The 13,643-nt window shown below is 53.3% G+C and carries 8 protein-coding genes; 3 read left to right on the top strand and 5 right to left on the bottom strand.

Annotation, left to right across the window (positions count from 1 at the left end; translation table 11 throughout):
• Positions 1-17: 17 nt before the first annotated feature.
• The 4 genes from SH302x_RS22720 to SH302x_RS22705 form a co-directional block, all read right to left on the bottom strand.
• Positions 18-2,129 (bottom strand): serine/threonine-protein kinase, encoded by a 2,112-nt coding sequence (locus SH302x_RS22720; protein WP_479365072.1) that lies wholly within the window; start codon positions 2,127-2,129, stop codon positions 18-20.
• Positions 2,130-2,254: 125 nt separating this feature from the next.
• A complete protein-coding gene (locus SH302x_RS22715) occupies positions 2,255-2,917 on the bottom strand; it encodes a hypothetical protein (protein ID WP_479365071.1) in 663 nt (220 codons plus the stop codon).
• A gap of 22 nt (positions 2,918-2,939) precedes the next feature.
• The gene (locus SH302x_RS22710; protein ID WP_479365069.1) at positions 2,940-3,764 is read right to left on the bottom strand and encodes a hypothetical protein; all 825 of its coding nucleotides are present in this window, start codon (positions 3,762-3,764) and stop codon (positions 2,940-2,942) included.
• Between the two features lie 169 nt (positions 3,765-3,933).
• Positions 3,934-5,091, bottom strand: coding sequence for an AraC family transcriptional regulator (locus SH302x_RS22705; RefSeq protein WP_479365067.1), 1,158 nt, complete (start codon positions 5,089-5,091; stop codon positions 3,934-3,936).
• 97 nt (positions 5,092-5,188) lie between these two features.
• On the opposite strand from SH302x_RS22705, the gene recJ reads away from it, so the two are divergent.
• The gene (gene recJ / locus SH302x_RS22700) at positions 5,189-6,982 is read left to right on the top strand and encodes a single-stranded-DNA-specific exonuclease RecJ (RefSeq protein ID WP_479365065.1); all 1,794 of its coding nucleotides are present in this window, start codon (positions 5,189-5,191) and stop codon (positions 6,980-6,982) included.
• Positions 6,983-7,078: 96 nt separating this feature from the next.
• Here the strand turns inward: recJ and SH302x_RS22695 are convergent, their stop codons facing one another.
• Positions 7,079-7,693, bottom strand: coding sequence for an HNH endonuclease (locus SH302x_RS22695; RefSeq protein WP_479365064.1), 615 nt, complete (start codon positions 7,691-7,693; stop codon positions 7,079-7,081).
• A 324-nt stretch (positions 7,694-8,017) separates the two neighbouring features.
• Between SH302x_RS22695 and SH302x_RS22690 the strand changes: the two genes are divergently transcribed.
• On the top strand, positions 8,018-12,259 hold the full coding sequence (locus SH302x_RS22690) for a neutral/alkaline non-lysosomal ceramidase N-terminal domain-containing protein (protein WP_479365063.1): 4,242 nt from the start codon (positions 8,018-8,020) through the stop codon (positions 12,257-12,259).
• A 68-nt stretch (positions 12,260-12,327) separates the two neighbouring features.
• Positions 12,328-13,638: a Gfo/Idh/MocA family protein gene (locus SH302x_RS22685; RefSeq protein WP_479365062.1), complete on the top strand. Its 1,311-nt coding sequence runs from the start codon at positions 12,328-12,330 to the stop codon at positions 13,636-13,638.
• The last annotated feature ends 5 nt before the right edge of the window (positions 13,639-13,643 follow it).

Raw genomic sequence — 13,643 nt, 5'->3', positions numbered from 1 at the left:
TGAAGTTCCCGCTTAGGTTAGTTCGATACGCCGTTGTTTTGCGGCATGACCGGATTACGATTCCAACTGGTCCAATATGCTGACAACTGCATTGCAATGGCGAGGCCGCCTGCGAAAGCCAAGGCGAAATGGGTCGGGAAGTACAAAAAGTGGGTAAAGAAGAATCCAAGGATCACGGCAAACACCACGGACGCCAAGCTCAGTCGGTGTTTACGCACGCGTTCGCCCAATCGCCACCAACGGATCCCTCCTAAAAGTAACGCAAAGAAGCTCAAGTAAGCAGGCAGCAGCGGTCGCCCAGCGTCATAGAACTGCGACGGCGCACGATAATGTTCCTGAACGTATTTGGCAATCGCTTGCGGCGACGCACCAGCGTCATGCATTACCAATGAACGATATGCATCGTGCCAGGGCAGCGAAAGGTAACCATCGAGACTCCAAGCCAAAAGGCCGATGCCTAGGCCCACGGCCATTTGTTGGACGCGATACAGCAAACCATCTTCGGAGTGGCCTTCCCACACCTTGTTTAATCCCAGCAGGACCACGCTGGTGGTCCAGACGATTGCTGTCAGCCAAATCGCAATCGGCAAAAACACAGCCATCGGCATCGTATTGGTTCCGATGACCACCATGCTCACGATGACCGCCATAACGCTGCATGCGATGCCCGACGTCACGGCGCTGCCGGTCCACTCACGCAGTCGCGCGGTGGTGGATCGTTGAGCCAAAGCGATTCTCTGCGCAGCCTGCCATTGCTTGAAAGGCAATCGCACAGGCTGCGCTGGGGGCTTTGGGTAGGAAGCCGTCGCCATCGCTGGATCGACCGCATATCTCATTTGGTCTGAAAGATGAGCCGACTGATTGTTGGCTGAAGTCGCAACAAACCCCGGCGGTTGGGCAGGCGGTGAGCCATATCGACCTGCCACAGGTTGCAGCGGGGGGGGCTGAGTCGAAGTCTGATTGCGGTTGATTAAGAATCGAACGCAGTAGTACGCTGGATAGACCAGTGCGACCCAGTATGCAATGCCTGCGAAGAAACCAGCCGACCGAAACATCAAAAAGGCGACGGCCAGTAACATCGCAACTTGTGCAAATGGACTACGTAGCCCTTTCCACCAGTTCAATACGTCAGTCGACGTCTTGATTACAGCCGCAGCAATCGGTTCGTCAAAGACTGGGTAAGACGCTCGCGCTGGTTCATACGCTGGTGGTGTTACAAAAGGCTTGTTGGGCGGTGTCTTTGCAGATCCGTTATCGGAGGCCTGCACTGGCGCGGCTGCGAATTGGCGTACACTGGCCAGTTGGATGCCTAGATCCTTGATCATATCGGTCACATCGCTGTAACGCTGAGCAGGGTCTTTGGCCATCGCTCGTTCGATCACTTCCCGATACGGTGACTTAAAACCAGTCATGTCAGGGCTGGCCGTCATATGTTTAACGACGATCTCCTGCACACTTTGTCCTTCAAAGGGTACGCGGCCGCTGAGCATTTCATACAAGATAACGCCCAATGCGTAGATGTCGATTTCCTTGCCATAGTTCCCTCGCGAGATTTCGGGCGCCATGTAGTGGAATGTGCCGACGCTATCGGTATGTCCCGCTTTACGCGATGCCGAGATGAACTTCGATAAGCCGTAGTCCCCGATTTTAACGAAGCCATCTTCCAAGAAGATATTGGCAGGCTTCATATCGCGGTGAACAATGCCTTGTGAATGCAAGTACGCAACACCCGATGCGATTTGGCTAAAGAGTTCCATCGCTTGATCGGCGGGCAGTCCGTTGGCATTGGCATCGATCACATCACGCAGGTTGTTGCCAGCGATGTATTCCATCACGATGTAAGCTTGATTTTCGTCGACTTGGCGAACGTCATACAACTGCACCAAGTTGGGATGACGCAAGTTCAAGCAGTGACGTGTTCCGCGGACTTCGATTTGAGCGTTGCGTACAATGCGTTTGATGGCAACTTCCTTGCCAGCCTCTGTGGTCGCAAAGTACACTTCGCCAAATCCACCGATACCTAGCCCGCGTTTAATCGTGTAGCCTTCGAGAGGACAATCACCAGCGGACCAAGCGAAACCCGAATTGCTGCTGGACGGATCTTTGCGCAAGTCATTTGTGATAATCATAGCGAGTCCTTTGGCTGTACTAGTCGCCTGGTGAAACTCATTGGCACCGGGCTTGGGGTTCGATCTGCGAACAAGGTAGCCCCGCCCCATTGTATTAGAGCGAAGCATGCGAAAGTAGCAATTTTTTAAGGCTTACGCGCCTCGACCGCCAAAGTCAGTTGGATTCCATCGTCTTTGAAGCGTCGCATTGGCGTCAACACTTGCTTGTCCAATCGGTGCGATGACCGCCCGTTCCATTGCGGAGGGCGACTGGAGATCGACCAAGCATCTGACTGCCGAGTTATCATCCACTCCTTATCAGATTGCGGATTGAAAATATGAGCATGCGTCGTATTTCCAATCATACAGCAATGGCTCATCATGATCACTGCGTCCACGTGATGATTCCAGCGGTGTCGCGATAGCAGCGTCAATACCGAGGAGCGACTGAAGGGATTGGGGCGTCGATACAACAAAGACACTTGTCCCAATACTTCAATCCGATCGTTCGATTTGAGGATACTGGCCCGTTCCACCGCTCGACCATTGATCGTAATACCCGCAGCCAACGGTTCCAGAATACTAGATTCTTGCATCGTCGAAATCACAAACGAATTGGCAGGGATATCAGCAAACACCGACGCGTCAGCATCCTCGGCAGCCGCGGACCCGAATCGAAAAACGTCAGCGGCACACAAAGCGTATCCGCCGACGCCGTCGATCCATAGGCAAATGTCTTCTTGTACCAAATTTGGGTTCATAGCTACCATATTCGAACCGCTGCGCTCTCCGAGGTCAATCGTTGCCATCTGAGTGGGTTGGACGCAAACTTTACAGATCTCGCAATTCCGAGTCTTGAACCGTTTCCGCTTTCACACTTCGGCCGCTTGGCTGCTGGTCAAAGTAGGCCGAGATGTCCAAAAGAACATCACCGCTGACAGGCTCGTCCACTGGGATTGCTCCCAACGGAATGCCATCGCTAGCGGCCATTTTTTCAGCGACGTCAATACGCGTTTCGATTTCTTCAATCAACTTCCGCGTACGGCTGAGTTGGCTGGCGTCCAGCGACAGTTTGGTGCTGCTTGCGGCGACCTGCACCATGGTGTGACGGGCTTCTAAGTTCTCGAGTTCAACTTCGAGGTTGCGCTTCGCAGCGAGCATTTGATCCAAGTTGTGGCGAGCCGCTTGCAACTTCTGCTCGCGAGCGATTAGCATTTTGTCCAGTTGATCAACGTTAACCTCTTGCGATTTGTAGTGTTCAAAACGAGTTGATAGATCCGATCGGACTTGGTCCGGAGTGAATTTACGGCTAGCGTACACGTACTGCGAGCGGTTTTCGCCGAGGTCATCTCGCAATTTCATGATCTGTCTTTTGGCCGTATCGAGTTTGGCCTTTTTGGCGGCCACCTCGCGTTGCAGCCGTTCAATTTCGACTTCTTCTCGAGCGATCGTGTGCAGGTTGTTGGCGATTTCAGGATCAATTTGCGTGATCATGTCGCGGCAGCGTTGAATCTCGACATCGACAGGAATTTGGTTTTTGACTTCCTGCCGAAGCGTGTTGACGCCGGTGCGAACATAGCTGAAGGCCGAGGTGCCGAGGACCGCGACGGTCCCACCACCGACCAGAGCGCTGCCTAATAAGAGCTTCTTGAGCATAGTTTACTTCCCCCTTTAGAAGAGATGAATGCTGAGCGATTGACGAATAATTTGTGTCGGCAACGGCCGGGAAAGCGGATTTGATAAGCCTTCTGGAAACGTTGCGATAGATGGTCATTCGCACTCGGATTTGCGATCTTGGAAGCCGGTAAAAGTTTTGCTCAATTATTTATTTCGTGCGGGGAGCCATTTTGTTGCGATAGTCGCCCGGTGTGATTCCCAATTCGCGTTTGAAGACCACATATAAATACTCGGGATGCGAGAATCCGCAGAGATGGGCAATCTTTTCTGCGGGAATGTCGGTAGTCGTCAATAGTTCGCACGCTCGCTTGACTTGGACTTGGCGAATCGCCTGCTGGGGAGTGCGGCCCAGGTATTTGCGCAACTTACGCTCCAGCGAACTTCGCGAGATAGCGAGATCTCTGGTTAGATCGTCAACGCTGATTCCCCGGCACGCATGCTGGCGAATGTATTGCATGGCTACGACGAGATCTTGGTCGTCGATCGCAATCACATCGGTTGATTGGCGAGCGGCAATGCCTAGCGGTCGGACCAAGGCGACTTGTTGGTCGGGCCGCTGTCCATTCATGAGCAGAGATAGTTTCTCCGCAGCGGAATATCCGACCTGTTCGGGGTTGGCGATCACGCTGGACAAAGGTGGGTCGCAAACGCGGCAAATCAATTCATCGTTATCCACCCCCAAGACGGCGACTTCTTCTGGTACAGCAAACCCCGCTTTGGAGCAGGCGTCGACGACTTGTTGCCCCCGCAGGTCATTGCATGCCAAAATGCCAAACGGTCTTGGAATCGACTTCAACCAATCGACGATTCGACGCTGTTCATCTTCCCAGCTCCGTGCGCCGGAGCCCTGCCACACCGAGTTATACACGTTGCATGAGCATTGCTGCGTAGCTACGCCGGCGATGAAAGCTTGCTCGCGACGCTTTGACCATGCTTCCTGCTTGAATCCGCAAAAGCCGAATCGACGAAAACCACGTTCGAGCAGATACTCCGCGGCCAATTGCCCGATTGCTTGGTCGTCCGAGCGAACGGTGTACAGTGCACTATCGTCATTGCGGTCGGTCAATTCGACAATCGGCACGCCCGTCGCACTGACCGCTTTCAGAAGTTGTGGCGTGGTCGCGCGAGAAATAATGCCGTCGCCTTTCCACTTGGCTAGCCAAGCGGGCGGTTTTCTCGCCAGATCGCGTTGCTCCAAATAAACCGACCATTCATCGTGCATCCGCATGAACCGAATGATTCCGGCTAACAAGCCACGACCATAGCTACTCGATGTTTCAATAACTAGAGCGACACGGCGTTTCATTCGGTGAAGTATAGCTTGGAGGTGTTCAATTGACGAGCTTGCGGTACAATCGAGCCGGAATAGAACAGAAGAAACTCGCTTACGATGGACTGGCTCAATGGAGAAAATTTGGCGCTGGATTGCTGCGGACACAGCGATCATACACGACATTATCAAATCCACGGGCGTCTCTCCCGTTATCGCTCAGTTGCTAGCCGCCCGGGGAATTCACAATCCAGACAACATCCGCGCCTTTCTCGAACCCAAGCTGACCGACCTGCGAGAACCGGGCTTGCTGCCGGGCTTGAATGAAGCCGTCGAGCGTATTTACGCGGCGATTCGCGCGAACAAAAAAATCGTGATCTATGGCGATTACGATGCCGATGGCATGACCTCGACATCGATCTTGGTTAACTGCTTGAAGCTATTGTCGGCCGACGTCACGTACTTTGTGCCAAATCGATTGGAAGACGGTTATGGTTTAAGCTGCGAGGCAATTGAAGCGTTGCACAAACGCGGACGCGAGATGATCGTCACGGTCGATTGCGGCATTTGCTCAATCGCAGAAGCGGAATTGTGCCGGTCATTGAATATTGAACTGATCATTACCGATCATCATCAAATGTTGGACCAGCTTCCTAATGCAGCCGCCATCGTCCACCCGAGTTTGCCTGGTCATAATTACCCATTCGCTGGATTGTGCGGTGCCGGCGTGGCCTACAAATTAGCTTGGGGGCTCTGTCAAAAAGTCAGCAACTCCAACCGCGTGCTCCCTGCCCTACGTGAGTTTTTGCTAGAGGCGCTGTCGCTGGCAGCCATCGGTACGATTGCCGACGTCGTACCGTTGATCGACGAGAATCGGGCTCTTGTGCGACATGGCTTGAACACGTTGCGTTCGAAGCCTACAGTCGGCATCTTAAAGCTGTTGGATGCGACGAACTTGATGCGGAAAAGCTCGCTGGCGACCGAAGACATCGCCTTCACCCTAGCTCCGCGACTCAATGCTGCTGGACGATTGGGGCAAGCTCAACTGGCGGTCGAACTTTTGACCACCGACAATTCCTCGCGTGCCGAAGCGCTTGCAGCCTACTTGCAAAAGCTGAACGGCGATCGCGAAACATTAGAGCGCAGCATGGTGCTGGCGGCTAACAAACAGATTAAGGATCATTTCGACGAAGACAACGATCCCGCGTTCGTGCTGGCAGCGCCGGGTTGGCATGCCGGAATCATCGGCGTCGTATCGGGACGTTTGTCAGAAAAGTACCATCGACCGGTGGTCATCATCGCGCTGGATGCGATGGGACAAAAGCCGGGGAGTGGTTCGGCAAGATCACCGGGCTTTGTGAATTTGCACGAAGGCTTGATGTCGTGCCGCGATTTGCTGGTGTCTTGTGGTGGGCATGCGGCCGCTGCTGGTTTGAGAATTACCGAGCAGAATGTGCCCGCGTTTCGAGCCGCGTTCTGCGAGTATGTCTCGGCGCAAACGTCAGGCAAATCAATTCAGCCAGAAGTCAAAATTGATGCCCAAGTCCAATTCCAATCGGTCGATCTCGATACCGTTCAAAAGATTGATCAAATGGCCCCATTTGGTTCAAGCAACCCGCGTCCGATCCTAGCGGCGACAGGGGTTGAACTAGCAGAAGAACCAAAAACGATGGGCAATGGCGATCGCCATTTTGGCGGGCGCTTCAAACAGAACAACGCTTCGATGCGCGGTGTAGCGTTTGGTCAAGCCGAATGGGTGCAGCAAATGAAGGACGCCAATCAGCCGCTCGATATCGCTTTTCGCCCCATCATTAATGAGTTCAACGGCTATAAACGCGTCGAAATGCATATTGTCGACTGGCGGATCAGTAAGTCGACCTCCGGAGCAACCAAATCGGTCGCCGCCGTACCGCTAGGCTCGGAATAAGGCTAGCTTCTGCCCTTGCTCACCGGTCGGGGAATCCGACTTGTCCCCAGTCGGCTTGCCCGACTGGAAACAGAGGTCAACAGCTAGTGAGATGGGCTAGACGGCAGCCACCTTGGGCAAGAAGGTTTTCCATGACTCATAGCGAGGGTCGTTGAGTGTCGCAGTCACGGCCGGGTTGGCGTGAGGCCGAACCGGATTGCTGAGCAACTTCATGTTGGCTTGATGCGGCGTTCTTCCGCCTTTGCGACCATTGCATTGCATGCATGAACATACAACATTTTCCCAAGTTGTCTTGCCGCCTTGGCTGCGCGGCAGAACGTGATCGATGCTTAACTGGGCGACCGGTTTACGCTGGCCGCAGTATTGGCAAGCAAAGCCATCTCTCGCAAAAAGATTCTTGCGGTTGAAACGCACCGTCGACTTAGGGACCTTGTCATACAGCGTCAATCGAATGATGCGTGGAAGCAATAATTCGGAAGTCGGAGTTCGCAAAAACTCCTCATGCTCCTGACGATCCAAGGCATGCAGTTCCGAGATCTCACACCACGATTCAAAATCATAGTTTGAGTACAAATCGTTATCGATCGTGATGACCTCGGCACAGCCGCGATACAACAACGTCATCGCCCGTCGCACGTCAACAACGCGGACTGCCATGTAAAAACGATTTAATACCAACACACTACTATCAAGCAGCAAGCCACCGGCCATGCACGATCTCCATAGCGTATCACGAAATCAGTTCGCATCCCGACCGTCTGTGGTCGAGTCCCCGCTCATTTTAGCAAACATCCAAGGGCTCGAGTGGACAGTTTTCGATCGAAGTGCCATGAATTTCGGATTTCATGAAAGCTTCAAATGTCACAGCGAAGTGCTGCAATCTGAGTAAAAAAGGAGTACAATCAAGTTCACGCTAAGGGTAAGAAGTGACCGATTCTGCCCTTTGCGCCCACCCAAAACGCTAACCTCTGGCGTGATCGCTTCCCTTCCCGTCTCCCTAGACCGCATTTTGCTGCGAGGGTTCGCATGTTTTTTATGAGATTCATCGCCTGGGCCGTCGGCTTAATATTGGCCAACTGCATCAGCTTTTGGTTTGTCCCAGCTACGAACGGACACTTGCACGCGCAGACCCCGCCTGCGGTGACTTGGAAGGCGGGTTTTTCCCGAGTTGATGTGACACCCGCCGATCGTATGTGGCTTGCTGGCTACGACGCCAGGAACCAACCCAGTCAAGGCATCGCAACCCAATTGCACGTCCGCGCGGCGGCTCTCCAGCACGCCTCGGCTCCCGTTCATGTAATCGTCTCCATCGATTCGCTCGGTCTGCCCGGCGACATGACGGCCGCCGTCGCCGATCGCTTAAAAAACGATTTCCAGCTTCAACGCCAGCAGATCGTGTTCTGCAATACCCACACCCATTGCGCCCCCGGGCTGGGACGTGACTTACCCAAAGATCCAGCGACCTTCACCGATGATCAAAAATCGATATTCGCTTATCGTCAACAATTGGAAGCAGCCATCCACCGCGCCACAAAAGAAGCGATCGAATCCCTCCAGCCAGTGACACTCGCCTGGGCTCAAGGTTCCGTAGGCTTTGCTGCGAATCGTCGACTGATCGAGAACGGTCGTTGGAAAGGCTTCGGAGTACAAAGCGATGGACCAGTCGATCACAGCTTGCCCCTACTTGCCATTCGAGATTTGAATGATGACGTAAAAGGCATCCTCTTTAACTACGCCTGCCACTGCACCACGCTGGGCGGAGATTACTACAACATTCATTCTGACTGGGCTGGCGTGGCTGCAGATGCCATAGAAGCAGAGTACCCAAACGCAATCGCACTTTCGACAATTGGCTGTGGAGGAGATGCAAATCCATTGCCGCGTGGTAGCGTTGAGTTTGTGCAAGAACATAGCCAAGCGATTGTCGGCGAGGTGCGACGTTTGCTTTCCGAACCGATGCAGTCAATCGAAGCACCTATCAACTCGCAATTCGATTATGCTGGCTTGCCATTCGATCTGCCTTCCAAGAATGAACTGGAAGAGCGTGCTAAAACCGCGACCGGCGCTGCCCTACGAAACGCTCAGCATCTGTTGGAAGTCTATGCTCGCGAGGGTCGATTGCCAGCGACTTATCCAGTGCCCGTCCAGACTTGGCGTTTCGGCGATCAGCTCAGTATGATCTTTCTGGGCGGCGAAGTCGTGGTCGATTATGCCCTGCGACTGAAGAAGGAATTGCAGGACCCCAAGCTATGGGTGACCGCGTATGCCAATGACGTCATGGGGTACGTCTGCAGTCAACGCATGCGTCAAGAAGCGGGCTATGAGTTTCGCGAATCAGCGATCTTCTACAACTTGCCCGGACCTTGGGCCAGCGGAACCGAAGATCTGCTCATTCGTCGCGTTCAAGAAGTCTTAAACAAGCAATCGCGAAAGAGCCCCCTATCGCCCGACGAAGCCCTGAAGACCATCCAAGTGCACACGGATTTCGAAGTGCAACTAGTGGCCGCTGAACCGTTGGTAGTCGATCCCATCAACATCGCGTTTGGAGCTGACGGCAAACTATGGGTTGTGGAAATGGGCGATTATCCCAACGGAACAGAGGATGGTAAGCCAATCGGAAGGATAAAGTACCTTACCGATACCAATCAAGATGGCCAATTTGATACTGCTACGCTTTTCGCTGAAGGCATCGCGTTTCCCACCGCCGTACATCCTTGGAAAAATGGTGCCATCATTTCAGCCGCCCCCGACATCCTATATGCAGAAGACACCGATGCCGACGGCCTTGCGGATCGCATCACGCCTTGGTTCAGCGGCTTTGATTTAGCGAACCCTCAACATCGCATCAACGGTTTTGCTTACGGTTTCGATCACTCGTTGCACCTTGCCAGCGGCGACAATCTTGGCGAGCTAACGGTCAACGCGAGCCAAGAAAAGGTCAACGCATCGGGGTGTGACGTCAAAATCTTTCCCGAACAGGGACGCTTGGAAGTTGTCAGCGGTCGCAGCCAATACATTCGCAGCCAAAACGACTGGGGTGAGTGGTTTGGCAGCGATAACAGTCGTCCCATGTTCCATTATCCGATCGAAGAACGCTATGCACGACGCGTCAACGCCATCCGGTTCGATCGGAACTCCGAACAGCTTTTCGATCCACCGGTAGCCCCGCCCGTTTTTCCACGCAGCCAAACGACGGAGCGATTCAATGATCTCTTCGCAAGCAACCGATTCACTTCGGCTTGCAGTGCGATCGTCTTTCGATCTTCGACGTTGGGCGCAGAAAGAAACGGTTCGGCTTTTGTCTGCGAACCGGTTCACAATCTAGTCCACAACGCGAAACTCGTTGCGACGGGATCGACGTACCGCGCCGAACGATTTGCCGAGGATGCCGCAGCCGAATTTCTCGCATCAACCGACCTGTGGTTTCGCCCGGTCCGCGCGATCGAGGGAACCGATGGCATGCTGTGGATCGTCGATATGTATCGCCAAGTCATCGAGCATCCTGAATGGATTCCTACCGCTTGGCAGTCTCAATTGGATTTGCGCGCCGGGGCCGATCGAGGACGCATCTATCGTATCGTTCCTAAAGCGAGCGATAAACCGATTCGCAAACCCGCTGCACTGCCGCAACTGCATGATTCCAGCCCCGTCGAATTAGCAAGAGTTCTGCAGCATGACAGCGGCGCTCTGCGTGACCTTGCGCAGCAAACGTTGCTGAATCACCCGGGCCGTGGCGACGCTAGCGTTGCGCTGCGAGGTCTGTTGGCTTCTGACAATCGACCGCAGACTCGACTGCAAGCCCTGTGGTCACTCGCTTACTTAGAACAAATCAATGCACCGGAGTGGAAGATGGCCTTTCAAGATCCACACCCTGGCGTCGTTTGTAATGCACTTCAGATCGCAGAACGCAGGCCATTAGACCCGTTGGCAATGAGCGAATTCTTAGATGCAGTTGCGCACCAAAACTCGCCGCAGTTGAATCTACAAACGGCCCTTTCCTTAGGTAGCTTGCCTGTGGAGGATAACGAACTGCAATACAAAATCGGAAAAGCTCTGGTCGCCGTGCTCGCCCAATCCGGCAGCGACCCATGGGTCCAGCAAGCGATTCTCACTTCTTCCAGTAATCATGTCGGCGTCTTACTGGCCGAATGCTTGCGAGTTGACGGTGAAGCTCTCACGACGACTCAATCAGAGAAACTCGCGTTAGTTGACGACCTACTGAAAGTCGGCAGCTCAAATCGAGCTGAGACGGCGCAAACTCTAGCAAATACACTGCAAGCGGTACCGCCCAACAGTTCATTGTCGCTGATGCTCGCCGCTGTTTGTTTGGACGCTGATTTACATACCATATCGTCGACTCAGCCCAGCCACCTGAACTCCGCCATCGAATCGATCTATCGGCAATCACTGGCGATACTGGATAACGCAGAGGAACCTATAGATAAGAAACTGCAAGCCATCGAACTGCTCGCTCGAGACTTTAACAAGAGCGACAATGACTTGGCCAAACTACTGTCGCTTCTCTCGCCGCGATTTGCACCGGAGATTCAAAGCAAAGCGTTGCAGCAGATCAGTCGTCATTGCGACAATAAAGCATTCGAGAAGGTCCTTGCAATCTGGCCTAGCCTAACTGAGCCGGTTCGAGCGCACGTGGTTAACCAAATGCTACGCTACAACGTCCGCGTAAGCATGCTTTTGGACCAACTGGAAAAGGGCCATATCCATCGCAACGAAATCTCAGCCGCTGCAACTCAGCAGTTACTGCAAACAGGCAACCAATCGCTGCGTGTTCGCGCAAGCCGCTTGCTGGCGGCAGAAGTGGACCTTGACCGCAGTGCCCTGATTCAAAATTACCTCGATCGATTGGTCAAAAGCCGCAGTCGCGAACAAGGCGAAATCCACTTCAAGAAATTGTGTGCCAATTGCCATGAACCTGACCCGTCGGGCCGATCGGCGGGGCCCAATTTAAAGAATTTGACCGATCGCAGTGCGCCCGCCCTCCTGACGGCAATTCTCGATCCCAATCGTGCTGTAGACCCTCAGTACCGCAACTACACTATTTTGACGACGCAGGATGAAACGATCACGGGAGCCATTGCCCAAGAGATTGGGAACTCCATCACGATCGCTCAACCCAATGGTGCCTTCGTCAGTTTGACTCGAGACAATATCGAAGCGATCAAGAGCACTGGCTTGTCGTTAATGCCAGAAGGCTTGCACCGTGAATTGGACCCGCAAGCGATGAGCGATCTGCTGGAGTACCTTCAAAACCCCTAACCCTTCCAAAACGCCATCGAAGCCATAATCCTCTCTCCCGCCCCACCCCTTACCATCCCACATCAATTATGACTGCACAAAAACAGCCTCCCAATCGACGTACGTTTCTGCGAACAAGTTCTTCTTTAGCTACCCTCGCAACCGTCGGCTACCATATGGCGACGACACCAGTCGCTGCATTCCAGTCGGCTCTCTCAAGACCAGGTATCGGTGCCATCGGCTTGCGATATCAAGGCAGCGTGGTTGCCGACAAAGCGAGAGAGCATGGTGATATCGTGGCAGTTTGCGATGTTGACAAGAACGTTCGCGACCAAGCCAGAGCGGCTTTTGGCAGCACGCCCTTTAGCTGCGAAGATTATCGCGATTTGCTGAAGCGGTCGGACGTTGACGTCGTTACGATCGGGACTCCTGATCATTGGCACAGCAAGATGGTGATCGACGCTTGTCGAGCAAAGAAAGACGTCTATTGTGAGAAACCTCTGACGCTGACAGTCGATGAAGGCAAAATTATTCGCAAAGTCGTTCAACAGAGTAACCAAGTCGTCCAAGTTGGCTCGTGGCAGCGCAGCGACCATCGCTTTCGCCTAGCGGTTGAAATGGTACGTTCTGGTCGGATAGGAAAGTTGCAATCCGTCGAAGTCGTTTTGGGCAAAAATGAAACCAGCGATTCCTTTACGCCGACACCGGTTCCTGCTCATTTGAACTGGGATTTATGGCAAGGCCAAACGCCAGACACACCGTACATCGAGCAACGCTCGCATTATACTTTTCGCTGGTGGTATGAATACTCGGGTGGCCAGATGACGGATTGGGGAGCTCACCATATCGATATTGCACAGTGGGCTATCCACGCGATGCCGGTCAAATTTGAAAGCCGCTGCAAGCTGCCTAGCGTGCCCAATGCCTATAATGTTGCGACCGATTTTGAGGCCACGGTAACGTACGCCAATGATGTCGTGATGACTATCAAAGACCACGGCGACAACGGAATTTTATTTACCGGCGATCAAGGCCGGATCTTTGTCAATCGGGGCCGATTGACCGGAGCGCCAGTCGAATCGCTTGCCGGTAATCCGCTGGATCGAGAGCAGTGGAGTCTGTACGACAACGACAATCTCGACCGTCCTGCTCGCATGGGGAAATTAGATGCAATCGTGAATCATATGGGCAACTTTTTTGATTGTGTTCAAAGCCGCAAGTTGCCAATTTCGGATATCGAGTCACAGCATCGCAGCGTTTCCACTTGCCATCTGACCAACATTTCGATGCGACTTGGCAGAGCACTGCAATGGGATGCGAGTTTAGAACAATTCCCTACTGACACTGAGGCCAATCGGTGGCTCACTCGTGAGCAACGCAGTGGTTTTGAAGTCGCTTAAATTCA

The sequence above is a fragment of the Njordella calcicola genome (genome assembly GCF_056494125.1).
This window is presented reverse-complemented; position numbering and strand designations above follow the sequence as displayed.